The 25684-nt window shown below is 73.2% G+C and carries 22 protein-coding genes, 1 tRNA gene and 2 pseudogenes; 9 read left to right on the forward strand and 16 right to left on the reverse strand.

The window, feature by feature from the left end; all coding sequences use genetic code 11:
* Window positions 1-3: 3 nt before the first annotated feature.
* From ACH4K4_RS04110 to ACH4K4_RS04120, 3 genes are all read right to left on the reverse strand, one after another.
* Window positions 4-897: a glycerophosphodiester phosphodiesterase gene (locus ACH4K4_RS04110; protein WP_398164668.1), complete on the reverse strand. Its 894-nt coding sequence runs from the start codon at window positions 895-897 to the stop codon at window positions 4-6.
* Window positions 898-1082: 185 nt separating this feature from the next.
* The gene (locus ACH4K4_RS04115; RefSeq protein ID WP_398164670.1) at window positions 1083-2249 is read right to left on the reverse strand and encodes an alpha-hydroxy-acid oxidizing protein; all 1167 of its coding nucleotides are present in this window, start codon (window positions 2247-2249) and stop codon (window positions 1083-1085) included.
* Window positions 2250-2430: 181 nt separating this feature from the next.
* Window positions 2431-3333, reverse strand: a complete 903-nt coding sequence (locus ACH4K4_RS04120) for an MBL fold metallo-hydrolase (protein WP_398164671.1) — start codon at window positions 3331-3333, stop codon at window positions 2431-2433.
* Between the two features lie 178 nt (window positions 3334-3511).
* On the opposite strand from ACH4K4_RS04120, the gene ACH4K4_RS04125 reads away from it, so the two are divergent.
* Both ACH4K4_RS04125 and ACH4K4_RS04130 read left to right on the forward strand, forming a co-directional pair.
* Complete coding sequence (locus ACH4K4_RS04125; protein ID WP_398164673.1) at window positions 3512-3754, forward strand: hypothetical protein; 243 nt, start codon at window positions 3512-3514, stop codon at window positions 3752-3754.
* Entirely contained in the window at window positions 3751-5163 is a 1413-nt protein-coding gene (locus ACH4K4_RS04130) for an amidase (RefSeq protein WP_398164674.1), read from the forward strand. The genes ACH4K4_RS04125 and ACH4K4_RS04130 overlap by 4 nt, the downstream gene beginning before the upstream one ends.
* Window positions 5164-5220: 57 nt before the next feature.
* Here ACH4K4_RS04130 and ACH4K4_RS04135 read toward each other — a convergent pair whose 3' ends face one another.
* Window positions 5221-5850: a TetR/AcrR family transcriptional regulator gene (locus tag ACH4K4_RS04135; RefSeq protein ID WP_398164676.1), complete on the reverse strand. Its 630-nt coding sequence runs from the start codon at window positions 5848-5850 to the stop codon at window positions 5221-5223.
* Window positions 5847-6086, reverse strand: coding sequence for a hypothetical protein (locus ACH4K4_RS04140; RefSeq protein ID WP_398164677.1), 240 nt, complete (start codon window positions 6084-6086; stop codon window positions 5847-5849). The genes ACH4K4_RS04135 and ACH4K4_RS04140 overlap by 4 nt, the downstream gene beginning before the upstream one ends.
* Before the next feature lie 90 nt (window positions 6087-6176).
* Between ACH4K4_RS04140 and ACH4K4_RS04145 the strand changes: the two are divergent.
* Window positions 6177-6341: pseudogene (locus ACH4K4_RS04145) on the forward strand (transcriptional regulator); the annotation flags it as partial.
* Between the two features lie 19 nt (window positions 6342-6360).
* On the opposite strand, the gene ACH4K4_RS04150 reads toward ACH4K4_RS04145, so the two are convergent.
* Together ACH4K4_RS04150 and ACH4K4_RS04155 are read right to left on the reverse strand one after the other, a co-directional pair.
* Complete coding sequence (locus ACH4K4_RS04150) at window positions 6361-7086, reverse strand: UbiA family prenyltransferase (RefSeq protein ID WP_398164678.1); 726 nt, start codon at window positions 7084-7086, stop codon at window positions 6361-6363.
* 174 nt (window positions 7087-7260) lie between these two features.
* Window positions 7261-8559: pseudogene (locus ACH4K4_RS04155) on the reverse strand (biotin/lipoyl-containing protein); the annotation flags it as partial.
* On the opposite strand from ACH4K4_RS04155, the gene ACH4K4_RS04160 reads away from it, so the two are divergent.
* From ACH4K4_RS04160 to ACH4K4_RS04175, 4 genes are all read left to right on the forward strand, one after another.
* Window positions 8516-8974: a hypothetical protein gene (locus tag ACH4K4_RS04160; protein WP_398164679.1), complete on the forward strand. Its 459-nt coding sequence runs from the start codon at window positions 8516-8518 to the stop codon at window positions 8972-8974. The pseudogene ACH4K4_RS04155 and the gene ACH4K4_RS04160 sit on opposite strands and share 44 nt — an antisense overlap.
* Entirely contained in the window at window positions 8971-9456 is a 486-nt protein-coding gene (locus ACH4K4_RS04165) for a hypothetical protein (protein WP_398164681.1), read from the forward strand. The genes ACH4K4_RS04160 and ACH4K4_RS04165 overlap by 4 nt, the downstream gene beginning before the upstream one ends.
* Before the next feature lie 151 nt (window positions 9457-9607).
* Window positions 9608-10156: a hypothetical protein gene (locus ACH4K4_RS04170; protein ID WP_398164682.1), complete on the forward strand. Its 549-nt coding sequence runs from the start codon at window positions 9608-9610 to the stop codon at window positions 10154-10156.
* A gap of 113 nt (window positions 10157-10269) precedes the next feature.
* Window positions 10270-11238, forward strand: a complete 969-nt coding sequence (locus ACH4K4_RS04175; protein WP_398164683.1) for an acyltransferase domain-containing protein — start codon at window positions 10270-10272, stop codon at window positions 11236-11238.
* Here ACH4K4_RS04175 and ACH4K4_RS04180 read toward each other — a convergent pair.
* The 6 genes from ACH4K4_RS04180 to topA form a co-directional block, all read right to left on the reverse strand.
* Window positions 11238-11311: transfer RNA gene (locus tag ACH4K4_RS04180), tRNA-Thr, on the reverse strand. The two genes, ACH4K4_RS04175 and ACH4K4_RS04180, sit on opposite strands and share 1 nt — an antisense overlap.
* Window positions 11312-11370: 59 nt before the next feature.
* A complete protein-coding gene (locus tag ACH4K4_RS04185; RefSeq protein ID WP_398164684.1) occupies window positions 11371-12981 on the reverse strand; it encodes an alpha/beta hydrolase in 1611 nt (536 codons plus the stop codon).
* A gap of 159 nt (window positions 12982-13140) precedes the next feature.
* Entirely contained in the window at window positions 13141-14370 is a 1230-nt protein-coding gene (locus ACH4K4_RS04190; protein WP_398164685.1) for a DNA polymerase III subunit delta', read from the reverse strand.
* Window positions 14371-14595: 225 nt separating this feature from the next.
* Window positions 14596-17787, reverse strand: coding sequence for a dTMP kinase (tmk, locus tag ACH4K4_RS04195; RefSeq protein ID WP_398164687.1), 3192 nt, complete (start codon window positions 17785-17787; stop codon window positions 14596-14598).
* A 64-nt stretch (window positions 17788-17851) separates the two neighbouring features.
* Window positions 17852-18112, reverse strand: a complete 261-nt coding sequence (locus ACH4K4_RS04200) for a hypothetical protein (protein WP_050502304.1) — start codon at window positions 18110-18112, stop codon at window positions 17852-17854.
* 11 nt (window positions 18113-18123) lie between these two features.
* Complete coding sequence (gene topA / locus ACH4K4_RS04205) at window positions 18124-20991, reverse strand: type I DNA topoisomerase (protein WP_398164688.1); 2868 nt, start codon at window positions 20989-20991, stop codon at window positions 18124-18126.
* Between the two features lie 330 nt (window positions 20992-21321).
* Here topA and ACH4K4_RS04210 point away from each other — a divergent pair, with 330 nt between their 5' ends.
* The gene (locus ACH4K4_RS04210) at window positions 21322-21897 is read left to right on the forward strand and encodes a hypothetical protein (protein ID WP_398164689.1); all 576 of its coding nucleotides are present in this window, start codon (window positions 21322-21324) and stop codon (window positions 21895-21897) included.
* A 7-nt stretch (window positions 21898-21904) separates the two neighbouring features.
* Window positions 21905-22315 (forward strand): DUF2752 domain-containing protein, encoded by a 411-nt coding sequence (locus ACH4K4_RS04215; protein ID WP_398164691.1) that lies wholly within the window; start codon window positions 21905-21907, stop codon window positions 22313-22315.
* Window positions 22316-22433: 118 nt separating this feature from the next.
* Here ACH4K4_RS04215 and ACH4K4_RS04220 read toward each other — a convergent pair whose 3' ends face one another.
* The 3 genes from ACH4K4_RS04220 to ACH4K4_RS04230 form a co-directional block, all read right to left on the reverse strand.
* Window positions 22434-22835 (reverse strand): hypothetical protein, encoded by a 402-nt coding sequence (locus ACH4K4_RS04220; RefSeq protein ID WP_398164693.1) that lies wholly within the window; start codon window positions 22833-22835, stop codon window positions 22434-22436.
* A 252-nt stretch (window positions 22836-23087) separates the two neighbouring features.
* A complete protein-coding gene (locus tag ACH4K4_RS04225; RefSeq protein ID WP_398164694.1) occupies window positions 23088-24632 on the reverse strand; it encodes a methyltransferase in 1545 nt (514 codons plus the stop codon).
* Window positions 24633-24824: 192 nt separating this feature from the next.
* A complete protein-coding gene (locus ACH4K4_RS04230; RefSeq protein ID WP_360130745.1) occupies window positions 24825-25406 on the reverse strand; it encodes a small secreted protein in 582 nt (193 codons plus the stop codon).
* Window positions 25407-25684 lie beyond the last annotated feature (278 nt).

Raw genomic sequence — 25684 nt, forward strand, 5'->3', positions numbered from 1 at the left:
CCCTCAGACGATGACCCCGTCGAACCCGTAAGCGGAGGCGATACTCAGGTGGTTCCGCAGCGGCACGTCCCAGGCGAAGACCTCCAGCCGGTGGCCGTGCGCGCCGCGCAGCCGGTGGACGGCGGCCACGTACCGGGCATCCACCTTGGACAGCTGGGGGTTGATCTGGTCGACGTAGCGCGCGTACGACGGCAGGGTGTTCAGCGGCGGGTTCCCCAAGAACCCCGTCCGCACCGCGGGCACCAGCCCGTGCACCGTCCGCACGCTGCTCGCGCCGAAGCTCTGCACCACCAGCCGGCGGCGTACGTGGTGCCGGTCCAGCCAGCCCGCCGCCGACAGTTCCTTGACGATGCGCGCCTCGATGCCGGGGTACAGCTGCGGATTCTTGATCTCCAGCAGGAGCCGCAGGTCGTGCTCGTCCATCCGGCGCAGGAACTCGCGCAGCGTCGGGACGCGTTCGCGCGCGAAGCCCTTGCCGAACCAGCTTCCGGCGTCCAGCCGCGCGATCTCGGCGGCCGTGAAGTCGCGTACCCGCCAAGGCGCGCGCTGGGGGAACACCCGCTTGACGTTGGTGGTACGCGTGAGCGTGGCGTCGTGCATCACCACCAGCTTGCCGTCGCGGGTCTGCTGCACGTCGTTCTCGACCCACTTGAAGCCCTGCCGCTCGGCCGCGTCCACCGCGGCGAGCGTGTTCTCCGGCGCCGCCCGCGAGGCGCCGCGGTGCGCCACGACGACCGGGCCGACGAGCCAGGGGAACCGCACGGCGCCGGCCAGGGGGGCCGTCGCCAGGCCGACCGGCGAGGCGGCGTGCGCGGTGCCCGTGCAGGCCGGCCCCGCGGCCGCGACCAGCAGGGCGCACCCGGCGGCCGCCGCGATACGGAACGATCTCTGGTTCATCGAGGGGCCTCCCGGGGCACGCCCACCGCAGACTGCAACGACTGGAGAGCCTTGCCCCGATATGCCCTTAAGCATTCAGTGGTGCCGCCATGCGGGGGCCAACACGCCGGGGAGCGCACGCCCCGGCGCGCGGCGGTACGGCGGGCCCCGAAAGCGGCCGGGCCGCCGCCACCCCGTTCCTCCGGTCAGCGCAGCAGCTCCGGCCCCACCCCGGCGACGCTCGCGCAGCCCGCCAGCCCCATCGTCAGGTCGAGGTCCGCGAGCAGCCCGCGTACGACGTGCCGCACCCCGGCCTCGCCGCCGAGGGCCAGGCCGTAGACGTACGGGCGGCCGAGCAGCACCGCTCGCGCGCCCAGGGCCAGCGCCTTCAGCACGTCCGCGCCGCTGCGGACGCCGGAGTCGAACAGCACCTCCGTCTCGCCGCCGACCTCGGCCACCACGTCGGCCAGCGCGTCGAGCGCCGCCACCGCCCCGTCCACCTGGCGCCCGCCGTGGTTGGAGACCACGATGCCGTCCATGCCCGCCTCGACGGCCCGGCGCGCGTCCTGGGGGTGCACGATGCCCTTGAGGGCGATCGGCCCGTCCCAGTGCTCGCGCAGGAAACGCAGCCGGTCCCAGGTGTGCGCCCGCCCGCTGAACATCGGCAGCCACTTCAGGACGGCGGCCCGCGGGTCCTCTTCGACGGACCGCTCCAGGCGGGAGCGGAAGACCGGGTCGGAGAACGGGACGGCCACGCCGTTGCCGCGGATGAACGGCAGATACGCCTGGTCCAGGTCGCGCGGGCGCCAGGCGAGCTGCCAGGTGTCCAGCGTGACGACCAGGGCCGTGTACCCCGCCGCGCGGGCGCGGTCCAGGAAGCTGACGGTCACCTCGTCGTCGTGCGGCCAGTACAGCTGGAACCAGCGCTGCCCGTCCCCGTTGGCCTCGGCGACCTCCTCGATCGTGTGCGAGGCGGCGGTGCTCAGCACCATCGGCACCCCGGCCGCCGCGGCCGCGCGGGCGGTGGCCCGCTCGCCGTCCGGGTGCACGATGGTCTGTACGCCGATGGGGGCGAGCAGCACCGGGGCGGCCAGTTCACTGCCGAGCACGGTGGTGCGCAGGTCGCGCTCGGTGGCGTCGCGCAGCATCCGGGGGACGATGCGGTGCGCGTCGAACGCGGCGCGGTTGGCCCGCGCGGTGGCGCCGGTGCCGGCCGCGCCCGCGACGTACCCGTAGGGCCGCGGGCCCATCCGGTCGCGGGCGGCGTCCTCCAGGGCGGCGAGGTCGGTGGTGAACGGCGGGGTCTGGTCCTCCAGGCCCTTCAGGTAGATCTCGTACTGGTAGTCCGCGAAACCACGCCGGGGCGCCGTCATGTGCTGTCCTGCCTTCCCGTTGCCGCTGTTCCCGCGCCGTACGAAGCGGCGCCGCAGCCCAACGCGCAGGGCCCGTCGGCCCGTACGGCACGAGGAAGGTCAACGCCGAACGCCGGCGCGGGCATTCTCCCACCCGCACCCCGGCTCCCCAAGGGCATCACAGGCCCCGCGGACCTGCTTCTCAGCCCTCGGTCACCAGCCGGTACGCCCCCTCGTCCGCACCGTCCGCGCCCGGCCGCACCAGCCCGCCGGTCGGCGCCGCGAAGTGGCTGCCGAGCACCAACGCGTCGGTTCTGGCTGCCTCGTCGAGCAGCCGCCTGCGCGTTCTGACGGCTTCCTCGGGGTCGATGTCGACACTGCTGCACAGCTCCGGGTGGGCCAGCTGCACGGGATGGTGCACGCAGTCCCCGGTGATGAGGGCCGACTCGCCCCGGCTGTGCAGCGCGACCGCGCTCTGCCCCGGCGTGTGGCCGGGCGCCGGTACGAGGGTGAGCCCCGGGACGACCTCGGTGCCGGGCGCGGTGACGTCGATCAGGTCCAGCAGGCCGTGCTCCCGTACGGGTTCGACCGAGTCGCGGAACATCTGGCGGCGGCTCTCCTCCATGTCGACGCCGGACCAGTAGGCGTACTCCGCGCGTGCGGTCAGGTACCGGGCGCGGGGGAACGTCGGCACCCAGCCGCCGCCTTCGGAGCGCCGGGTGTTCCAGCCGACGTGGTCCGCGTGGAGGTGGGTGTTGATCACGTAGTCGACGCTCTCGGGCGGGAATCCGGCAGCTGCGAGTCGTTGCAGGTACGGCGTGTCGAGCTGGTGCCAGGCCGCGTTCGCGCGGGTCTTGCCGTTGCCGATGCCGGTGTCGACCAGCACGCGCAGCCCGCCGATCTCCAGGGCGAAGGTGTGCACGGCGGCCCTGAGGGTGCCGTCGGGGGTGGCGAACGACGGTTGCAGCCACGGCACTTCGGCGACGAGGCCGGGGGTGGCCCCGGGGAGCAGCCACGCGCCGGTCTCGGGCGGCAGCACCAGTTCGTCGATCCGGTGCACGACGATGTCACCGATCTGCCAGGCGGTCGCGGAACGGCTGGGCATAGGGACCTCCGTACGGGCCGGGCACGGAAACTGCCGCACCGGCAAAAGCGAAACATTTGCGTTTAGCGACCCTAGCCCCCTACGCTCACCAAACGCAAAGCCTTAGCTTTTGTTGTCGCAGGGGCGCCCCTCCCGCCCCAGGAAGCCCCCCAGCCCCACCACCTCGTACGGAGACCCTGTGCCCAGCCACGACCCCACCCCGCCCGCCCCCTCCGCGCCATCCCTGACCCCCGAGGACATCGCCCGCCTCGCCCTCCGGGCCGAACTGCCGCTCCCCGCAGGCCGGCTGCCCGACGTCACGGCCACCGTGAACGCCATCGACACCGTCCTCGGCACCCTGCGCCGCCTGCCCCTGGGCGACACCTTCCCCGCCACCGCCTTCACCCCCGCGCCCGCCCCCACCCCTAGGACGACCCCGTGAACTCCGCCTACCGGCTCACCCTCACCGAAGCCGCCCGCCTCATCGCGGACCGCTCCCTCTCCCCCGTCGAACTCACCACCTCCCTCCTCGACCGCATCGCCGCCGTGGACCCCAAGTCCGGCGCCTACGTGACGGTGACCGCCGAGGCCGCGCTGCGTGCCGCCCGCGAAGCCGAACGGGAGATCGCCGCCGGGCGCCACCGCGGCCCGCTGCACGGCGTCCCCGTGGCGCTGAAGGACCTGATCGACGTCGCCGGCGTACCGACCACGGCGAGCTCCCGGGTACGGGCCGGACACGTGGCCGTCGCGGACGCCGCCGTGACGGAGCGGCTGCGCGCCGCCGGCGCGGTGCTGATCGGCAAGACCCACACCCACGAGTTCGCCTTCGGCCTGATCACCCCGCAGACCCGTAACGCCTGGTCGCCCGAGCACGTGGCCGGCGGCTCCAGCGGCGGTTCCGCGGCCGCCGTCGCCGCCGGCACGGCCACCTTCGCGCTCGGCACCGACACCGGCGGCTCGATCCGCGTGCCCGCCGCCCTCAACCACGTCGTCGGCCTGAAACCGACGTACGGCCTGATCCCCCGGCACGGCGTGACCTCCCTGGCGTGGTCACTGGACCATGTGGGCCCGCTCACCCGTACGGCAGGCGACGCCGCGCTGGTCCTCCAGGCGCTCGCCGGGCACGACCCGCGCGACCCGGCGTCCCTCGACCACCCCCGCGAGGACTACACCCGCAACCTCGGCGCCTCCGTGTCAGGACTGCGCATCGGCATCCCCACGGCCTACTACTTCGACCGCGTACAGCCCCAGGTGGCGGCCGCGGTCCGCGCCGCCGTCGGCGCGCTCACCGCGCTCGGCGCCACCGCCGTGCCCGTACACGTACCGATGACGGAGTACGTCCATGCCGCCCAGTGGGGCTTGATGGTGCCGGAGGCCGCGGCGTACCACCAGGACACGCTGCGGGCCGCTCCCGAGCTGTACTCCGAGGACGTACGGACCCTCCTGGAGGCGGGCGAGTTCGTCCCCGCCACCGACTACATCCGCGCGCAGCGCACCCGCACCCTCATGCACCAGGCGTGGCTGTCCCTCTTCGACGGTACGGACGGCGCCGACGGCATCGACGCGATCGCCGCACCGACCGTCCCCGCCACCGCCGCCCGCTCCGGCCAGCCGTCCTTCACCTGGCCCGACGGCTCCACGGAACCGGTCTCCGACGCCTACGTACGCCTCTCCGCCCCCGCCAACCTCACCGGCTTCCCGGCCCTCTCCCTGCCCGTCGGCCTCGACGACCAGGGCCTGCCCATCGGCATGCAGCTGATCGGCCGCCCCCTGTCCGAACCGACCCTCTTCCAGCTCGCCCACGCCTATGAGACCACCGGCCACCACGCGCCCGCGCTGGCTCCCCTGTAACGAGCCCGGAACCCGCCGACACGCTCCTGATGACATGCTCGGGCCGCCGTGCGGCGCTCAGCCGCCCACGGCCAGGCCCGCCAGCAACCTGTCCACCAGCCCCCGCGCGTACTCCGCGCCCACCGGCCCGCCCGACGGCAGCGGCCCCTGGCGGAACAGGATCCGGTACATCATCGGCGCCACCACGTGATCCATGACCTCTTCCAGCCCCGGCACCGCCTCGCCCCTGCCGGCGGCCCGCTCCAGAACGATCCGCACATGGTCGGCCGCGTAGTCCGAACACTGCCCGGCATTGCCGCCGTCCGGGTCCCCCGCCAGCGCGTCACGGATGTACGCACGTCCGGGCGGGGACGCCATCTCCTCGACGAACGCCTCGGCCCAGGCGGCGAGATCGGCACGGAGCGACCCGTGATCCTCCGGCGGCCCCTCGGGCCGCAGCCGCTCCACCGCCACGTCGGACAGCAGTTCCTGAAGGTCGCCCCACCGCCGGTACACGGTCGACGGCGTCACCCCGGCGCGTGCCGCGATCACTGGCACCGTCAGCCCGTCGCGTCCGCGTTCGGTGATCAGCTCCCGCACGGCCCGGTGCACCGACTCCTGCACCCGCGCGCTGCGCCCTCCGGGGCGGGCCGCCTTCTTGCTTCCCTTGGCCGCTGCCCCGGAACTCTCGCTCGCACTGCCACTCACCCTTCCACCTTAACGCGAAAAAATTGCGTCAGTGCGGTCAGTACTGAACCCGGTCGGCGCCACTTGAGGTCCGCGAGGAGCGCGTCGAGCGCCTCTTTGAGCGCGCCCGCGTTCGCAGAGTCGAACCAGGTCGTGCGGATTCGCTCATTGATCCCGTTCGGCGTCTCGCGGTCGGCCGCGAGCCGGGGCAGCGGCCGGGGTCCGTCACCCAGCGCCCGCCCGAGATCCCGGAACAAGCTGCGGACGTACCGCTGGGCGTCCCCGGCAGGAACGCCATGATCATGCCGCTGTCCACATCAGCCGGCCGAGCAGGACGAAAGCACATCAGCGTCCTGGAAGCCGCCGGCTACGTGAAAGTCACCAAGGGCTACGTGGGCAAACGCCCCCGTACCTGGCTCTCCATCACCGCCGACGGCCGCCAAGCCTTCACCGACCACTGCGAAGCCCTGCGCGCCATCGCGACCGGGCAACTGGACGCGCAGGATCGGTAGCCCCATGACCGGGCTGGTGTCACCGTGCGAGGGCGCAGCAGAAGGCTGCCGTGCAAGCGGCGTACTGCGTGATCATGAAGGCCCGGTACGGGAGCCGGCTGCGGCTGCGGGGCTCGCTGGAGGACGTGGTGACGGTCAGGACGGCCGTGGCCAGGGCGCCGCACAGAAGGAGGAGCGCGGAGGGGAGGAGGACCGGGACGGCGGTGGCGGCGGCGGTGTAGGCCGCGCCGAGGACGAGGGGGTTGGTCGCGCAGATCATCCGGGCGCGCCGCTCGCCCCACCGGACGAGCACCGTACGCCGGCCGGCCGCGGCGTCTCCCACCAGGTCGGACAGGTCTTTCACCATGGCGCCGACCGCCCCCATCCACAGGGTCATCACGGTGCCGAAGACCAGCACCGGCAGGGTGGCACGGTTCCCACCGCCGGCACAGGCCCAGCCCGCGGCGAAGGTCAGGCCGCCGAGCGCCAGGATGCAGAGCACGGCGGTGGAGGTGCGGCGTTTCAGGGCTATGCCAGGTGCCGAATAGGCGTAGCCCGAGAGGAATTGGGCAGCGACGAGCGCGGTGAGGCAAGGCACCGGGCCGAGTGCCGCGAGGAGCAGGGCCAGGACGGCCAGGCCCCAGGCGATCACCTTGGCCCGCTCCGGGGAGAGGCGGCCGTTGTCGCCGGCCCCGCCAGCAGGAATGCCGTCGAGAAGCGCAGCAGAAAGATGATCTGCACGGAGGGCCTGGCCTCGGTGAGGCACAGGAGGAGAGATAGAGGTATTGACTGGGATTTTTCGGGTGTTCTCGTAGTTGGCACGGGAAAAAGATCTTATGGGTTCACGGCGTGCCTTCGTCCGTAGGTGTCGCCGGAGCCACCCCGGACTCGCTCAAGGTTTGCCCTGGTCAGGCCTTGTTTCGGGCTTTCGGTCGGCGTTTCAGTCCTTGATTTCGCAGATGGCGGCGCCGGAGGAGAGGGAGGCGCCGAGTTCGGCGGTCAGGTTTTTGATGGTGCCGGAGCGGTGGGCGTTGAGCGGTTGTTCCATTTTCATGGCTTCCAGGACGACGACGAGGTCGCCTTCGGCGACCTGCTGGCCTTCCTCGACGGCGATCTTGACGATGGTGCCCTGCATGGGGGAGGCGAGGGTGTCGCCGGAGGCGGCGGAGCCGGACTTCTTGGCGGCCTTGCGCTTGGGCTTGGCGCCGCCGGCGACCGCGGCGCGGGCCAGCGGCATGCCCAGCGAGGCGGGCAGGGAGACTTCCAGGCGTTTGCCGCCGACCTCGACGACGACCGTCTCGCGGGTGTCGGCTTGGGCTTCGTCGGTGCCGGGTGCGGCGAACGGCTGGATGTCGTTGGCGAACTCCGTCTCGATCCAGCGGGTGTGCACGGTGAACGGCTCGGTGGAGCCGGTCAGTTCGGGGGCGAAGGCGGGGTCTTGGACGACGGTGCGGTGGAAGGGCAGGGCGGTGGCCATGCCGTCGACGGTGAATTCGCCCAGGGCGCGGGCGGCGCGCTGGAGGGCCTGTTGGCGGGTGGCGCCGGTGACGATGAGCTTGGCCAGCAGCGAGTCCCAGGCGGGGCCGATGACGCTGCCGGCTTCCACGCCGGCGTCCAGGCGCACGCCGGGGCCGGTGGGGGCGTCGAAGGTGGTGACGGTGCCGGGGGCGGGCAGGAAGTTGCGGCCGGGTTCTTCGCCGTTGATGCGGAATTCGAAGGAGTGGCCGCGGACCGGCGGGTCGTCGTAGCCGAGTGCTTCGCCGTCGGCGATGCGGAACATCTCGCGGACCAGGTCCAGGCCGGTGACCTCTTCGGTGACCGGGTGTTCGACCTGCAGGCGGGTGTTGACTTCCAGGAAGGAGATGGTGCCGTCCTGGCCGACGAGGAATTCGCAGGTGCCGGCGCCCTGGTAGCCGGCTTCCTTGAGGATGGCCTTGGAGGCGCGGTAGAGCTCGGCGTTCTGCTCTTCGGTCAGGAAGGGGGCGGGGGCCTCCTCCACCAGCTTTTGGTGGCGGCGCTGGAGCGAGCAGTCGCGGGTGGAGACGACGACGACGTTGCCGTGCTGGTCGGCCAGGCACTGGGTTTCCACGTGCCGGGGCCGGTCGAGGTAGCGCTCGACGAAGCATTCGCCGCGGCCGAAGGCGGCGACGGCCTCGCGGACGGCGGAGTCGTAGAGTTCGGGGACCTCTTCGAGGGTGCGGGCGACCTTCAGGCCGCGGCCGCCGCCGCCGAAGGCGGCCCCGTCCATCGCCGAGTGCATCCGCCGGGCCCACCGCAACGCCGGGATCACCCCGGACGAGGTGGACTACATCTGCGCGCACGGCACCGGCACCGCCGCCAACGACTCCGCCGAAGTCGCCTCGGTACGAGAGGCGTTCGGCGAGCGCGTACCGCCGATCAGCTCCGTCAAGTCGATGCTCGGCCACACCATGGGCGCGGCCGCCGCGTTCGGCGCGGTGGTGTGCTGCGCCGCACTGCACGAGGGCTTCCTGCCGGCGAGTACGACCGTACGGACCGTGGACCCGGCTCTCGGCGACGGCCTGGACTGCGTACCGGTCGACTCGCGGGACCACAAGCCGCGGGTGGTGGAGAACCACGGCTTCGCCTTCGGCGGGAACAACGCCGTAATGATCTTCGGAGACGCCGTCGTATGAACACCATGACAGCCACGACCACCCCGGCGGCGCCCGCGCTGCCCGCCGTGCCCGCGGTGGACATCGTCCACTGCGCGGTCTTCAGCGCGGCGGGCCAGGGCCTGGAGCCGCTGGCGGCGGCGCTGTCCGGGCGGTCCGCCGGAGCGTCGGCGGACCCGGCCACGCTGCCCGGGGCCGAACTGGCGGGCGCCCGGCACTCGCTCCCGGTGGAGACCAGGCCGGTGGCGGGCCCGCAGCCGGCCGAGATCCTGGGACGCAAGGGGCTCAGGGGACTGACCAGGACCGACCAGCTCGCCGTGGCAGCCTGCACGGTGACGCTGGACGCGCTCGCCGGGCAAGGCGCCGGACTGCCCGTCGACCAGACGGGGTGGTGCTCGGCAGCTCCGTCGGCAGCGCCCGCGCCTGGGGCGAGTTCACCCGGGACACCTTCGTCCAGGAGGCGCCCTACTTCGTCAACCCCTCCCACTTCCCCGGCACGCTGATGAACGCCGCGGCAGGCCGTGCGGCCATCCGGCACGGACTCACCGGCGTCAACGCCACGGTCTCCGGCGGCCCGCTGGCCGCCCTGCACGCCTTCCGCTACGCCCCTAACACCCTGCTGGGCGGCCATGCCCAGCGGCTGCTGACGGCGCCGTGGAGGAACTGTCGGCACAGAACGCCTGGGCCTGGCACCGGTCCGGGGCGCTCAAGCCCGGCATACCGCTGGGCGAGGGCGGCGCGGTCTTCGCCCTGCAACCCGCCGGCACGACGGACACGGGCGTCCGCCCGCTCGCCCGGCTGCTGGCCTGCGACACCGGCTTCGCCGACCCCGCCAGGGGACCGCTCCACGCGGCCCGGCGGCTCGCGGACTGCGTACGGGCCGCGCTGCTGCGCAGCCGGGTGGCGTACGAGGACGTGGCCGTCGTGGCGCCCGGCGCGGCGGGACGGCGCGGCTGGGGCGCGGTCGAGGAACGGGCCCTGCGCACCGCCTTCGCCGGTGGCGCCGAGCCGTGCCGGCTCGCCGTCCAGCCCGTGATCGGCGAGACCAACGGGGCCGGCGGCGCACTTCAGCTGGCCGCCGTGCTGGCCCGCTGGCAGGACCCCGCCACCGGTACCGAAGGGGAGCGCGCCGCGGTGCTCACCTCGCTCGGTGCCGACGGGAGCGTCGGCTGCGCCGTCGTCGTACGCCCCGACGCCGGCTGACCGGCCACATCAAGGAGAGTTCGGATGTCCCTGACACAACAGTTCCCCGCCGGTGAGGGCGGCGCACCGCGCCCGGTCGCGCTGCTCTTCCCCGGGCAGGGCTCCCAGCACGGATGGCCGCCGGCCTCTACCGCCACGACCCGGTCTTCACCGAGTCCGCCGACGCCGTCCTGGACCTGCTGGGCGACGCCGGGCACGCGGTGCGCGCCGACTGGCTCAGCGAAGCCCCCGACGCGAGCATCGACGCCCCGGGCCGTGCCCAGCCGCTGCTCTTCGCCGTGGAGTACGCGCTCGGCCGGATGGTGCAGAGCTGGGGCGCGGGCCCCGCCGCGGTGCTCGGGCACAGCGCCGGGGAACTGGTCGGCGCGGTGCTCGCCGGGGTCATCGACCTGGCCGATGCCGTTCGGATGGTGGACGAGCGCGTCGGCTGCCTGCGCGACGCCCCGGCCGGCGGCATGATCGCGGTGGTCGGCGGCGCGGAGGAGCTGAGCCCCTACCTGACGGGCGATGTGGCGATCGCGGCGGTCAACTCCAAGCGCCAGACCATGCTGGCCGGTACGACCGGCCACCTGGCGGACGTGAGCGACAAGCTCCGGGCCGGCGGCTACTCCGTCGCCCCCGTGCCGGCCACCGTGCCGTTCCAGTCCTCCGCGCCCGCCCTCGGCGCCCTCCCCCGCCAGCGACCGCAGACAGTCCGCGACGATCGCGCGGGCCTGCCGCTCACACCCCTGCCACAGCTTCGCGTCCAGCACGAGCGGATTGGACACCGCCCGCAACGCCTCGGCATACGCGGCGATGACGGGCTCCACGACCCCCTCGCCCCCGACGCCGAGCGCCACACCCGGCGCCATGCCTCCGGACACCATCGCGTCGCTACTCCCCCTGTCGCCGGCACGGTGCACAGGTACGTCCAGGCCTCGTCGGCACGCCGAGCCTGCCCTGATCCACACCTGAATGATCGATCATACGTATGCCGACCTCGCGCCGCGGAGCGTCCCCGCGGGGGCGGGGCCGCGGCCCCGACACTTCCACCGAACACAAAAGCCCAGGTCACACGTGGTGTGACCTGGGCTTCACGCTGAGCCGCCTAAGGGAATCGAACCCTTGACCTACGCATTACGAGTGCGTCGCTCTGGCCGACTGAGCTAAGGCGGCGTGGTGCGGAGCCCAGTCTACACATCGGTTAGGGGTGGTCCGGACCGGGTTTGCGGGGGTCAGGAGCAGTGCTTGCCGGCGGGTGGGGGTGTGCCTTCCAGGAGGTAGGTGTTGATGGCGGTGTCGACGCAGTCGCTGCCGCGGCCGTAGGCGGTGTGGCCGTCGCCCTCGTAGGTGAGGAGGGTGGCGGAGGAGAGCTGGGAGGCGAGGGAGCGGGCCCAGGGGTACGGGGTGGCGGGGTCGCGGGTGGTGCCGACGACGAGGATCGGGGCGGCTCCGTCGGCGGTGATGCGGTGGGGGGCGCCGGTGGGCTTGACCGGCCAGTAGGCGCAGTTCAGGGCGGCCCAGGCGAAGCTCTCGCCGAAGACGGGGGACGCCTTGCGGAAGGCGGGCAGGGCGGCGCGCACCTCGTCGGGGCCGGTGAAGGAGCCGGGGAAGTCGAGGCAGTTCACGGCCGGGTTGGCGAACATCTGGTTGGCGTACGTGCCGTCCGGGTCGCGTTCGTAGTAGGCGTCGGAGAGGCCGAGCAGGCCGCGGCCGTCGCCCTTCTGGGCCTGGGCCAGGTATGCGCGCAGGACGGGCCAGGCCCCCTCGTCGTACATGGCGGCCGTCACACCGCTGGTGGCGAGGGACTCGGTGAGGGGGCGGGGGCCGCCGGTCGGCGCGGGGTGGGCGTCGAGCTTCTTGAAGAGGGCGCTCAGGCGGCGGCCTGCCTCTTCGGGGCCGCCGGTGCCCAGCGGGCAGTCCCGCTTCTTGGCGCAGTCCTCGGCGAACGCGGTGAAGGCCGTGTCGAAGCCGGCGGTCTGGTCGCGGTTCATCGTGCGGGCGGACAGCGAGGGGTCCGTGGCGCCGTCGAGGACGAGGCGGCCGACACGGGAGGGGAAGAGGCCGGCGTAGGTCGCGCCGAGGAAGGTGCCGTAGGAGGCACCGACGTAGGTGAGCTTTTCGTCGCCGAGGGCGGCGCGCAGGACGTCCATGTCGCGGGCCGACTCGGCGGTCGACACGTGGCCGAGGCGGGCCCCGGAGCGGGTGCGGCAGCCTTGGGCGAAGCCGCGCAGGGCGCTGGTGAGGCGGTCGACCTCGGCGTCCGAGTCGGGGGTCTGGTCGATACGGGTGTAGTCGTCCATCTGGGCGTTGGACAGGCAGGTGACCGGTTCGCTGCGGGCCACGCCGCGGGGGTCGACGGCCACCATGTCGTAGCGCGCGCGGACCGCGTCGGGCTGCGGCGCGTACTGCTGGAGGTAGCCGATCGCCGAGGCGCCGGGGCCGCCCGGGTTGACGAGCAGGGAGCCGATGCGGCTGCCGGGCCCGGTGGCCTTCTTGCGGGAGACGGCCAGCTTCAGATCGGTGGCGGCGCTCGGGGCGTCGTAGTCGAGGGGCACCCTCATCGTCGCGCATTCGAAGCCGACGATGTCGCACTCGCCCCAGGCCAGCCGCTGGTCGTAGTACGGGCGGAGGGTGGCGGGGACGGTGGCCGGGAGGGGTTTGAGGGTGGCGGTCGCCGCGTCGCGGCCGGCGTCGCCCGGCCCCGTACGGCTGTTCGTCGGCTGTCCGGTGGACGCGGCGGGCGACCGGCCGCCCGACGAGCAGCCGGAGACGAGCAGGGCGGCGGCCGTGAGGGCGGTACCGGCGGTGCGGAGCAGGCGGCTGGTGGCACGGCTGGTGGCCATGGGCGGTCCCTCGGTCCCTGAGTCGGCAGCAGGCAGCGGCGAGCGGCAGTGGCAGGCGGCGGGCGGCAGTGGTGGGACGGAGCGTATCGGGGCCGGGACGGTGCGTGGAGCCCCGTGCGCTCGTACGGGTGAGAGGGGGAAGGGAGAGGGTGGGCTCGCTCAGCCTTTTCGGAGTGCTGCCGTCATTGCCTCCACCGCCAGGAGGGGTGCCACGTTGCGGTCGAGGGCCTGGCGGCAGGCGATGACGGCTTCTATGCGGCGCAGCGTGCGCTCCGGGGTGGAGGAGGACGCGATGCGCTGGATGCTGTCGCGGGCCTCGTCGTTGGCGAGGGGGACGGTGGCGCCCAGTTGGACGGCCAGGACGTCGCGGTAGAAGCCGGTGAGGTCGGTCAGGGCCAGGTCGAGGCTGTCGCGCTGGGTGCGGGTGGAGCGGCGCTTCTGCTTGTCCTGGAGCTCCTTCATGGCGCCGGCCGTGCCGCGCGGCATCCGGCCGCCCGTGCCCGCCGCGGCGCCGAGCGCGGCGCGCAGCTCTTCCGTCTCCTTGGCGTCGACGTCCTCGGCCACCTGCTTGGCGTCCTCCGTCGCGGCGTCGATCAGCTCCTGGGCGCCCTTGAGGCAGCCGCCGATGTCGTCGACGCGCAGGGGCAGTTTGAGTACGGCGTTGCGGCGGGCGCGGGCCCGCTCGTCGGTGGCCAGGCGGCGGGCGCGGCCGATGTGCCCCTGGGTGGCCCGGGCGGCGGCGGCCGCGGCGGCCGGGTCGATGCCGTCCCTGCGGACCAGGACGTCGGCGACGGCGGCGACCGGCGGCGTGCGCAGGGTCACGTGCCGGCAGCGGGAGCGGATGGTGGGCAGCACGTCCTCGATGGAGGGGGCGCACAGCAGCCAGACCGTACGCGGAGCGGGCTCCTCGACGGCCTTGAGGAGGACGTTGCCCGCGCCTTCGGTGAGGCGGTCGGCGTCTTCCAGGACGATGACCTGCCAGCGGCCGCCGGACGGGGACATGGAGGAGCGGCGGACCAGGTCGCGGGTCTCCTTCACGCCGATCGAGAGCAGGTCCGTACGGACGATCTCCACGTCGGCGTGGGTGCCCACCAGGCTCGTGTGGCAGCCGTCGCAGAAGCCGCAGCCGGGGGCGCCGCCGAGCGCGCGGTCCGGGCTGACGCACTGGAGGGCGGCGGCGAAGGCGCGTGCGGCGGTGGCCCTGCCGGAGCCGGGCGGACCGGTGAACAGCCAGGCGTGCGTCATCTTGGAGGCACCGGACTGCGCTATCGGGTCCGCGCCGGACGCGGCCGCGCCCTCGGCGGTGACCAGCGCGTCCGCGTCGCGTGCGGCAGCGGCCAGCTGCTCCGTCAGGCGCTCCTGCCCGACCACGTCGTCCCACACAGCCATCTCGCTGCCCGCCGTTCCTGTCCGTCCTGCCCGTGCCGTACCGCCACCCGCGACGACCGTCCACCCCTGCCGTCGCGCTGCGGCCCGCGCTCGTTCCATTGTGGGGCCTGCCACCGACAGCGCGGCCGCCCCTGGCAACGGGCCGGGCCCCGGCCGCCGCGTTGCGTCCGCTGCTGCCGGGGCCCGCTCGTTCGTCACACCCGCCGTTTCACCGGCTCACCGGCCTCATCCCCGGCGCCCGCGCCCCCGCCCCCGCCGCTCCTCGTCCGCACGCGGCCCGAGCAGTTCGTCGGCCAGCGTCGGCAGGTCGTCGAGCGGGGTCTCCTCCGCCCACTCCGGGCGGGGGCGGCCGCGCGGCGCGGGGTCGGCGGGCTGCCCGGTGGCCGGGTCGATCTGCGGCAGTTCGCGGGTGCGCTCCACGCCGGACTCGCCGCGCGTCTCCGTACGGCGGGTGTCCTCGTCCTTGCGGAACATCCACGGCGGCACCCGGTCCGCCGGGTCGTCGTCGCGGCGCGCCTGCTCCCGCTCCCGCCATCCCTGGCCGGGCTCGGGCCGTACCGGCGGCAGTACGGCCGTCTCGTCGGCGGCGCCCGGCGCGTCCTGGTGCTGCGGCAGCACGGCGGTCTCCTCGGCGTCCGAGGACCAGGCCGGCGCCGTACGGGACGCGGTCGGGTCCGTACGGCCGTGCCGCTCCAGCCCGGCCATCGGCGTCTCGGTCGTCGGCGCCTCCGCGGCCTCCGCCGCCCTCGCCGCCTCTTCCTCGGCCTTGCGCGCGGCCTCTTCCTCGGCCTTGGCCGCCGCTTCCGCCTCGGCCTTGGCCTTGGCTTCCGCCTCGGCCGCGGCTGCCAGGCGCGCCTGTTCGGCCCGCAGCAGTGCCTCCTCGGCCTTGCGCTGCTTCTCCAGCCGGCGCTCCTCGGCCTCCTTGCGGAGCCGGGCCTCCTCCTCGGCCTGCTTGCGCAGCCGTTCCTGCTCGGCCTGCCGCGCGCGCTCCTCGGCCTCGCGCCGCTTGCGCTCCTCCTCGGCGGCCCGGCGGGCCTCCTCGGCGCGCTGCCGCGCTTCCTCCGCCTGGCGGGCCTCCTCGCGGGCCTTGGCCTCTTCGATCTCGCGGCGCTTGCGCTCTTCCTCCTCGGCGCGCAGCTTGGCGAGCTGTTCCTGCCGCTCGCGCTCCTTGCGCTCCTCCTCGGCCTTGCGCGCGGCCTCTTCCTCGGCCTTGCGCCGGGCCTCCTCCTCGGCGGCCTTGCGGGCCTCTTCCTGGGCCTTGACCTCGGCCTCGGACATCGGCAGGACCTGGTCGAGCCGGTGGCGTACGACGGTGGTGACGGCCTCCGGCTCCTGGCCGGCGTCCACGACCAGGTAGCGCGCCGGGTCGGCGGCGGCCAGCGTCAGGAAGCCGGACCGTACCCGCTGGTGGAACTCGGCGGGCTCGGACTCCATCCGGTCCGGGGCCTCGGTGAAGCGCTCGCGGGCGGTCTCCGGGGAGACGTCCAGGAGCACGGTCAGGTGCGGTACGAGCCCGTCGGTCGCCCAGCGGGAGATGCGGGCGATCTCGGTGGGGGCGAGGTCGCGGCCCGCGCCCTGGTAGGCGACGGACGAGTCGATGTACCGGTCGGTGATGACGACGGCGCCGCGCTCCAGGGCCGGGCGGATCACGCTGTTGACGTGCTCGGCGCGGTCGGCGGCGAACATCAGCGCCTCGGCGCGGTCCGACAGGCCCGAGGTGGACACGTCGAGGATGATCGAACGCAACCGCTTGCCGATGGCGGTGGCGCCCGGCTCGCGGGTCACCACGACCTCGTGGCCCTTGCCGCGGATCCACTCCGCCAGCGCCTGGACCTGCGTCGACTTGCCCGCGCCGTCGCCGCCCTCCAGGGCGATGAAGAAGCCGGTGGGGGCCGGCGCCTGGTCCGGGTCGCCGCCGCGCAGGGCTTCGCGCAGGTCGCGCCCGAGGGGGACGCCCTGCCGGTCGTCCACCTTGCCGAGCACCCACGCGGCGACCGGCAGCAGCAGCGCGCCGACCAGCATCAGGGTGAAGGCCGCGCCGCCGTGCGAGAACACGTTCTTGTCGCCCGCCAGGTGGTGCGGGCCGATGGCGCCGGCCAGCAGCGGCGCGACGATGACGGCCAGCGCGACGACCAGCCGGACGACGGCGTGCAGGTGCTCGGTCGTACGGGCCGAGCGGGGCTCTTCGGTCTCCTGGTCCAGGAGCGTGTGGCCGGTGTTGGCCGCGACGCCCGCCGCCACCCCGGCCAGCAGCATCAGCAGCACGACCGTCGTGGTGTCCGGAACCAGCCCGGCGGCCAGCAGGGCCAGGCCCGTGACGGCGACGGCGAGGGCCAGCAGGCGGCGCCGGGACAGTGCGGGCAGCACCTTGCGCGCGCCGCGGATGCCGGCGACGGGGCCCGCGCTCAGGCCCAGCACCAGCAGCCCGAAGGCGACCGGGCCGCCTCCGAGGTCACCGGCGTGCAGGACCGCGACCGAGACGGCGGCGGCGATCGCGCCGGCCACCGCGGCACAGGCCAGGACCAGCAGCGGTACGGCGTTCGTGCGGCCCCGGTCGACTCCCGTGCCGGTCTTGGGGCGGCGCAGCCCCTCCAGGGGGGAGCGCGGGCGCGGCGTCTGCGTACCGGGAAGTTCGAGGAAGTACAGGATCGAGACGGAGGCGGCGAAGAGGCCGGAGGCCACGTACGAGGCGAGCGCGGCCTGGTGGTCGGCGAACCAGTCGACGCCGTTGGCCAGCAGCTTGCCGATCAGCGTGACGACGACCAGCCCCGCGGCGGCCAGCGGCAGCGAGACGAAGGCCGTGCGCAGCGAGAGGCGGCGCAGCGCGTCCAGGTTGTCCGGCAGCGGACGGACCGACGTGCCTTCGGCGGGGGGCGCGGGCAGCAGTCCGGGCGCCGCGCTCTCCCGCGCGACGGTCCACAGGCGCTCGGCCACGCCGGCGACGAAGACCGTCACCAGCAGCCAGACCAGCGCGCTGTCCGGCGTCCAGTCGATCCACAGGGGAGCCACGACCAGCAGCGCCAGCCGTACGCCGTCCGCTCCGATCATGGTCCAGCGGCGGTCCAGCGGGCCCGACGGCGCGGTCAGCGCGGACAGCGGCCCCAGCAGCACCGCCCCGAAGAGCAGCGTCGCCAGCATCCGGGCCGCGAAGACGGCGGCGACGGCCAGGGCCGCGCCCCGATAACCGCCGCCGAAGGCCGCCTGGCCGCCGAAGGGTACGTACAGCGCCGCTTGCAGCGAGAGCAGTACGAGCACCAGCAGGGCAAGGGCATCGCCGATCGCCCCGACGAGCTGCGCGCTCCACAACCGCTTCAGTGGGGGGAAGCGGAGCAGAGCTCGCACGGCGCGCTCGCGGGAGTCCGCGGCGAGGGCGCCGGATGTGGGGGTCACGACCGTTGGGAGCTCGGCACGCGTCATCCCGCCAGCCTATCGGCCGGATATGACAGGTCCAGCTTCCACCCGAACACATGGGCGGGCCGGTTCAGTCCTCCAGCAGTATGTCGTCGAAGATTTCGATCACCACGATGACGAGCAGACCGTGTGCGACGACGTATTCGATGAGGAGTCCCGGGGCCACCTGGGCCTTGCGGTCGTCCTCATGCGTGCCGATGTGCGCCGTGGCCTTGTGGTACGGGTCGAGCGCGAGCTTGGCCAACCCGCGTTCGAGCATGTCCCGCCGCTCCGGCGCCATGGCGTCAGCGGTCGCCTTCGCCTCGACGGTGTAGGTGACGCGGTACGTCAACGCGTTCCCCCTCAGCTCTCCACGCTCTCGGCCGCCGCCTTCTTCGCAGCCGTGGCCGTGGCTGTCGTCTTCTTCGCTGCGGTCGTCTTCTTGGCCGTCGTGGTCTTCTTCGCGGCCGTGGTCTTCTTGGCCGCGGTCTTCTTGGCGGGGGCCTTCTTGGCGGCGGTCTTCTTCGCCGTCGTCTTCTTGGCCGGGGCCTTCTTGGCGGTCTTCTTCGCCGGGCCCTTCGCGCGCTTCTCGGCGAGCAGCTCGTACCCGCGCTCCGGCGTGATCGTCTCGACGTCGTCGTCCCGCCGCAGCGTCGCGTTGGTCTCACCGTCGGTGACGTACGGGCCGAAGCGGCCGTCCTTGACGACCACCGGGCGCTCGCTGACCGGGTCGGTGCCCAGCTCCTTCAGCGGCGGCTTGGCGGCGGCGCGGCCGCGCTGCTTGGGCTGCGCGTAGATGGCGAGAGCCTGCTCCAGCGTGATGTCGAAGATCTGGTTCTCGCTCTCCAGGGAGCGCGAGTCCGTGCCCTTCTTCAGGTACGGGCCGTAGCGGCCGTTCTGCGCGGTGATCTCGACGCCCTCGGGGTCCTTGCCGACGACGCGCGGCAGCGACATCAGCTTGAGCGCGTCCTGGAGGGTGACGGTGTCCAGGGACATCGACTTGAAGAGCGAGGCGGTGCGCGGCTTGACCGCGTTCTTGCCGGTCTTCGGGGTGCCCTCGGGCAGGATCTCGGTGACGTACGGGCCGTAGCGGCCGTCCTTGGCGACGATCTGGTTGCCGCTGTCCGGGTCCATGCCCAGCTCGAAGTCGCCGCTGGGCTTGGCGAGCAGTTCCTCCGCGTACTCGACGGTCAGCTCGTCGGGCGCCAGGTCCTCCGGCACGTCGGCGCGCTGGTGGCCCTCGGAGTCCTTCTCGCCGCGCTCCACGTACGGGCCGTAGCGGCCCACCCGCAGCATGATGCCGTCGCCGACCGGGAAGGAGGAGATCTCCCGGGCGTCGATCGCGCCGAGGTCGGTGACCAGCTCCTTCAGGCCGCCGAGGTGGTCGCCGTCGCCGTTGCCGGCCTCGGAGGCGGCGCCGGCCGCCTCGCCCTCGCCGAAGTAGAAGCGGCGCAGCCACGGCACGGACTGGGCCTCGCCGCGGGCGATGCGGTCGAGGTCGTCCTCCATCTTGGCGGTGAAGTCGTAGTCGACGAGGCGGCCGAAGTGCTTCTCCAGGAGGTTGACCACGGCGAAGCTCAGGAAGGACGGCACCAGGGCGGTGCCCTTCTTGAAGACGTAGCCGCGGTCCAGGATCGTGCCGATGATCGACGCGTACGTCGAGGGGCGGCCGATCTCGCGCTCTTCCAGCTCCTTGACCAGCGTGGCTTCGGTGTAGCGGGCCGGGGGCTTGGTGGCGTGGCCGTCGGCGGTGATCTCCCGCGCGGACAGCGCGTCGCCCTCCGCGACCTGCGGCAGCCGCCGCTCGCGGTCGTCCAGCTCGGCGTTCGGGTCGTCGGCGCCTTCCACGTAGGCCTTCATGAAGCCGTGGAAGGTGATGGTCTTGCCGGAGGCGCTGAACTCGGCGTCCCGGCCGTCGGCCGCCCGGCCGCCGATCTTGACGGTGACGGAGTTGCCGGTCGCGTCCTTCATCTGGGAGGCGACGGTGCGCTTCCAGATCAGCTCGTACAGCTTGAACTGGTCGCCGGTCAGCCCGGTCTCCGCCGGGGTGCGGAAACGATCGCCCGAAGGCCGGATCGCCTCGTGCGCCTCCTGCGCGTTCTTGACCTTGCCGGCGTACGAGCGCGGCTTGTCCGGCAGGTACGAGGCGCCGTACAGCTGCGTCACCTGCGCGCGGGCCGCGGAGATCGCGGTGTCCGAGAGCGTCGTGGAGTCCGTACGCATGTAGGTGATGAAGCCGTTCTCGTACAGCTTCTGCGCCACCTGCATGGTGGACTTCGCGCCGAAGCCCAGCTTGCGGCTGGCCTCCTGCTGGAGCGTGGTCGTACGGAACGGGGCGTACGGGGAGCGGCGGTACGGCTTGGACTCGACCGACCGGACCGCGAAGTCGGTGTTCTCCAGGGCGGCGGCCAGCGCGCGGGCGTTGGCCTCGTCCAGGTGCAGGACGTCGCTGTTCTTGAGCTGTCCGTTGGGGCCGAAGTCGCGGCCCTGGGCGACGCGGCGGCCGTCGACCGTGGACAGACGCGCGGTCAGGGTGGAGGGGTCGCTGACGTCGCCCACCCGGCCCGTGGAGAAGGTGCCGGTCAGGTCCCAGTACTCGGCGGAACGGAAGGCGATGCGCTCGCGCTCCCGCTCGACGACGAGGCGGGTGGCCACCGACTGCACACGGCCGGCCGACAGGCGCGGCATGACCTTCTTCCACAGGACCGGCGAGACCTCGTAGCCGTAGAGGCGGTCGAGGATGCGGCGGGTCTCCTGCGCGTCGACCAGCTTCTGGTTCAGCTCGCGCGGGTTGGCGACGGCGGCGCGGATCGCGTCCTTGGTGATCTCGTGGAAGACCATCCGGTGGACCGGGACCTTGGGCTTGAGGATCTCCTGGAGGTGCCAGGCGATGGCCTCGCCCTCGCGGTCCTCATCGGTGGCGAGGAAGAGTTCGTCGGACTCGGCCAGCAGCTCCTTGAGCTTCTTGACCTGGTCCTTCTTGTCACTGTTGACGACGTAGATCGGCTGGAAGTCGGCGTCGACGTTCACACCCAGACGTGCCCAGGGCTCGCCCTTGTACTTCGCCGGGACCTCCGCCGCGCCGTTCGGGAGGTCGCGGATGTGCCCGACGCTGGCCTCGACCACGTAGCCAGGGCCGAGGTAGCCCTTGATCGTCTTCGCCTTGGCAGGCGACTCGACGATGACGAGTCGGCGGCCGCCGCCCTGTGCGGTCTCGCTGGTCGGGGACAACTTCGCTCTTCTCTCCGGTCGACGCTGGGGGTAACCCCCCGGGCCGGAGCTCTGGGGGACACTGCGGTGACGCTTGACGCTGCGGAGTGTGACGGTACATCCCGCCCTCGTGTCAAACGGAAAAACCCCGCAACGCCACTCGAACGGTAACCCGACTACATGCCTTCATGCCGCCCGGACCGGACACGGACCGGTGACCGGACCCGGCGCTTTCCGGACAGGCGGTGCCCCGGGAAGGTGCGACAGGGCTCCTGACGGCCGGGCGGCGCTGGCAGGATGGACAGTGGCCGTATCCGTTCTCGTCACGCACTCTCGGGGGTATCCGCACCGATGTCGAACCAGCACCCGGGCCCGCCGCACGAACAGCCCGCCGCCGGCTCGTACGGCCAACCCGGTTCCGGTCCCCACGAGCAGGCCGGCCCCAACCCGTACGCGCAGCCGGGCCCCGCGTACGGCCAGGCCGGTCCGTACGGGCAGGGCGGGCAGCCGGGGGAGCCCGGCTACGGCTATCCGCACGCGGGCGGCGCGCCGCAGGGCGGCTTCCCGCCGGGAGCCGCGGGCGCCCCGATGGCGCTGTCCCTCGGGGACATCGCCGTGACGGGTGACACGATCATGACCCCGGCCGGTCCGATGCCCCTGAAGGGCGCCGTCTGGACCGCCACCGACATGTCGCGCACCGAGGAGCGCATCCCCACCCACGCCATCGTGCTGGCCGTCGTCTTCTTCCTCTTCTGCCTGCTGGGACTGCTGTTCCTGCTGATGAAGGAGCGCACGACAGTCGGGCATGTCCAGGTGACGGTGAACAGCGGTGGGCGCTATCACTCCACCATGATTCCGGTGCAATCGCCCGAGCAGGTCATGTACGTGCTGAATCAGGTCAACTACGCCAGGTCGCTGAGCGTGTGACCGCCCCGTGAACGTCTCCGCCTCCCCCGCCGCCGTCCGGACCGCCACGCTCCGCCGCGCCGCGATCGCCCTGGGCGCCTGCGCCCTCGGCGCGGCCTATCTGTGGAACACCAACCCGCACGAACCCGGGCACCTCCTGCTGCCGTGCCCGTTCCGCTGGGCGACCGGGCTGCTCTGCCCGGCCTGCGGCGGGACACGGATGGCGTACGACCTGATGCACGGGGACCTCGCCGCGGCCTTCCACGACAACGCCGTCCTGCTGACGCTGGGCGTGCCGGCCGCCGCGTACATGGTGGGCCGGTGGCTGTACGCGGGGCTGCGCGGCCGCCGCTTCCGGGCCCGCCTGGGGGCGCGCGGCAACGCCGTCGTCCTCGGCACCGCCGCCGCCTGGATGCTCGTGCGCAATCTCACGGGCTGAGAGCCCGTGTCATAGGCGCTGGGACACACGGTCACAGGCGCCGGGACACACGCGGCCGGGCGCGCCACGGAGGGCGCGCCCGGCGGTCGTGCGTGTCGAGAGGGCCGTACGGTCCGCCTCAGCGCACCGTGACGCTGATCACCGGCGAGATCGCGCCACCGCCGGCCATGCGCAGCTGGTTGACGCCCTTGATGCCCAGCTTGACGCGGAGCGAGTACGCGCCGGTCTTGTTGACGGCGACGCTCGCGGGCAGCGAGACCCACTTGGCGCCCTGCTTCTGCTGGACGGTGACCTTGGTGCCGGCCTTGATGCCCGTGGAGGTGCCGGAGATGCGGAACTCCTTCCAGGCCCCCACCGTGCCGGTGCTCGCCTTGGCGGTGAGCGTCGCCTTCTGCGGGGCCTTGGCGGCGGCGCTGTGGGCTGCCGGGGACGCGGGAGCGGCGGAGGCCGCGGCAGCGGTTCCGGCGACGAGCGCGGCGCTGAGAACACCTGCGGCGGCGAGGCGGTATGCACGGTTCATGACGTGTTCCTCCCTGTTGGGCCGGTTGATGGCCTTCACACAGGAACACGGGCACATGGCCGCGTCGGTTGCTTCCCGCAAGGATGAGATTTTCTTACGTGCCGGAAGTGAACGCCGTTACACGGCCGTGCAGTTGATCGCGCAACGAAACGGCCGGGCTGTGCGGCCGGACAGCGCGGACGCACAGCCGTACGCCCCCGTGCGCTCCCGGCCCACGCCCCGCCGCATCGCTCACCACCCCCGCCCCGCTCGTCAGGGCTTCGCGACCGGCTCCAGGAATCCCTGCCCGACCAGCATCCGGATGGCCTCCGGCGTCCGGTCGCGCAGCAACACCGGGTCCTCGCCCACCAGTTGCGCGATCGCGTCCAGGATCCGCCCGGCCGGCAGCGACCCGTCACACACCCCGGCGAAGCCCGCGCCGACCGTGTCCACCTTCGTGGCCCGCCGCATGCCGCGGTTCTGCCGCAGCACCACGTGCTCCGGGTCCTCCGCGCCGGGCAGCCCGACCTGCTCCTGCACGACCTCGTCGGCGAGCCGGAAATGCCCGGCCAGCAGGGCCGCGTCGTCCGTGGCGCGCAGGTAGTCCTGGCGCTCGAAGTGGGCGACGACCGCGGCCCCCAGCGGCTGTTCGACCGGGTGCGGCCACTCCTCGACCGTGATCGACGGCTCCTCCGAACCGGACTTGCGCAGCGTGATCCACCCGAAGCCGACGGCCTTGGTCCTGCGGGCCGCGAACTCCTCCAGCCAGGCGTCGTACCGCGCCGCGTACTCCTCGGGCCCCGTACGGTGGTCGCCGCCGTCCCGCAGCCACAGCTCCGCGTACTGCGTCACATCCTGCACCTCGCGCTGCACGATCCACGCGTCACAGCCGCGCGGCACCCACGAACGCAGCCGGTCGTGCCAGTCCTCGCCCTCCACGTGCTGCCAGTTGGCGAGGAGCTGGCAGTAGCCGCCCTCGTTCAGGTGGGCGGCCGCCTGCTGGACGAGGGTGCGGCACAGGTCGTCGCCGCCCATGCCGCCGTCCCGGTAGGTCAGCCGCGCGCCCGGCGAGATCACGAAGGGCGGGTTGGACACGATCAGGTCGTACGTCTCGTCCCCCACCGGCTCGAACAGCGACCCTTCCCGCAGGTCGGCGGCGGGTGCGCCGGACAGCGCCAGGGTCAGGGCGGCGATCCGCAGCGCCCGCGGGTTCAGATCCGTGGCCGTCACGCCGGTCGCGTACGCGGAGGCGTGCAGCGCCTGGATGCCGGAGCCGGTGCCCAGGTCGAGGACCTTCGGGACGGGAGTGCGGACCGTGATGCCGGCGAGCGTCGTGGACGCGCCGCCGACGCCCAGCACCAGCTGCGAGCGGTCCACGCCCGCGGCCTCCTCGGCTGCCCGGATGCCGCCCGCGCCGCCGACCGCGCACCCCAGGTCGGAGACGATCCACCAGTCCTGCCCCTCGGGGCCGCCGTACGGGCGCACGTCCACGCTCGCCCGCACCTCGTCGCCGTCGCGCAGCAGCCAGCCGTCGGCGAGGCAGTCCGCCACCGGCAGCGCGGCGGCGGCCCGGTCGTAGGCCACCGGGCGCTGGAGCAGGAAGAGCCGCACCAGGGTGGGCAGCGGGCCCTCGCCCCTGGTCGCGCGCAGCGCCGGGACGGTCTCGCTGCGGGCCAGGGCGGCGTAGGCGGGCGCGCCGAGCAGTTCCAGCAGGCCGTCGGCGGTGAAGGCGGCGGCGAGCAGTGCCTCGCGGAGCCGGTCGGTGCGGGCTGCGGAGTCGGGGTCTCGAAGGTCTGCGGTGGGGAGGTGCGTACTCACGCTCCCATTGTCAGGGCAACCACTGACAAACGGCCACGGCCCGGCACCGCCGACCCGCCCGGGCGCGGCGCCGGGCCGTGCCGGGCGCCGCGGGGGCCGGACCGTGGCCGAGCCGGCTGACGGCATGTCGGTCGCACCTCCGGCGCACCTGACGGCGTGTCGGCCCGTACCGGGGTGCGTACCGGCCGGCGGCTACTTCTTCGGCGAGGCCGACCCGCCGCCCTCGGTGGCCTTCTGGTTCTGGCAGCCGGGCTGCCTGGCGATCGCCCCGCCGACGTCGCCGGACTCCAGCTTCTTGAACGCCTGTTCGCTCTTCTTGTTGAGCTTGTTGATGCCGTCGGACAGCGTCCGCAGGCCGTCGGCGAACTTGGCCTTGTCGCCGGTGTCCAGGCCGTCGACCTGCTTCTTGAGGTCGGCGTAGCCCTTCGAGAGGTCGTTGAGCTCCTTGACCGCGTTCTTCTGGGTGTCCCCCGCGCCGTCGGCGGGCGGCGCGCCCGCCTGGTCGAGGGACTTCGCCAGCGACGCGTAGGCGTCGGAGATCTGCTGGAACGCCTTGGAGTCGGTCTCCTGGACCTTCTTGGAGTCGGTGTTGCCGCTGTCGGCCGTCTGCATGGACGTGTTGGCGTCCTGGATCTTCTTGAACTGTGCCTGGGCGGGGTCGCAGAACTTCTTGGCCCAGTCGTCGAGCTTTTTGTTGCCGTCGTCGCTGCAGCCGGTCAGCGCGAGCATCAGTGCCGCGCCGCCGGACAGCGCGGCCACAAGCGTCTTCTTCACCGGATTGGTCCCTTCCATGGCTCTCGGCCCCGGAACATACACGTCCGAAGGGCCCGCACCATGAGCCGGGCGGCCCGTACGACCCGCATTGCAGCCATTTGCACCAAGCCCCGGGCCACGGCCTGCCACATAGCGAGGCGGGGGGGGGGGGGGCGGCCCCCCCCCCCCCCCCCCCCCCCCCCGGGGGGGGGGGCGCCCCCCCCCGCGCCCCCCCCCCCCCCCCCGCCCACCCCCCCCCCGGGGGGTGCCCCACCGCGGGGGGCCGGGGGCGGGACGAC

This window comes from Streptomyces sp. NPDC017529, assembly GCF_044329785.1.
Lineage (GTDB): Bacteria > Actinomycetota > Actinomycetes > Streptomycetales > Streptomycetaceae > Streptomyces.

Excerpts from the sequence above, each read along its gene's own strand:
- ACH4K4_RS04165 (WP_398164681.1), top strand. The coding sequence starts at position 8,971 with ATGAACACCATGACAGCCACGACCACCCCGGCGGCGCCCGCGCTGCCC.
- ACH4K4_RS04110 (WP_398164668.1), bottom strand. The coding sequence starts at position 897 with ATGAACCAGAGATCGTTCCGTATCGCGGCGGCCGCCGGGTGCGCCCTG.
- ACH4K4_RS04175 (WP_398164683.1), top strand. The coding sequence starts at position 10,270 with ATGGCCGCCGGCCTCTACCGCCACGACCCGGTCTTCACCGAGTCCGCC.
- tmk (WP_398164687.1), bottom strand. The coding sequence starts at position 17,787 with ATGACGCGTGCCGAGCTCCCAACGGTCGTGACCCCCACATCCGGCGCC.
- ACH4K4_RS04220 (WP_398164693.1), bottom strand. The coding sequence starts at position 22,835 with ATGAACCGTGCATACCGCCTCGCCGCCGCAGGTGTTCTCAGCGCCGCG.
- ACH4K4_RS04190 (WP_398164685.1), bottom strand. The coding sequence starts at position 14,370 with ATGGCTGTGTGGGACGACGTGGTCGGGCAGGAGCGCCTGACGGAGCAG.
- ACH4K4_RS04115 (WP_398164670.1), bottom strand. The coding sequence starts at position 2,249 with ATGACGGCGCCCCGGCGTGGTTTCGCGGACTACCAGTACGAGATCTAC.
- ACH4K4_RS04120 (WP_398164671.1), bottom strand. The coding sequence starts at position 3,333 with ATGCCCAGCCGTTCCGCGACCGCCTGGCAGATCGGTGACATCGTCGTG.
- ACH4K4_RS04210 (WP_398164689.1), top strand. The coding sequence starts at position 21,322 with ATGTCGAACCAGCACCCGGGCCCGCCGCACGAACAGCCCGCCGCCGGC.
- ACH4K4_RS04185 (WP_398164684.1), bottom strand. The coding sequence starts at position 12,981 with ATGGCCACCAGCCGTGCCACCAGCCGCCTGCTCCGCACCGCCGGTACC.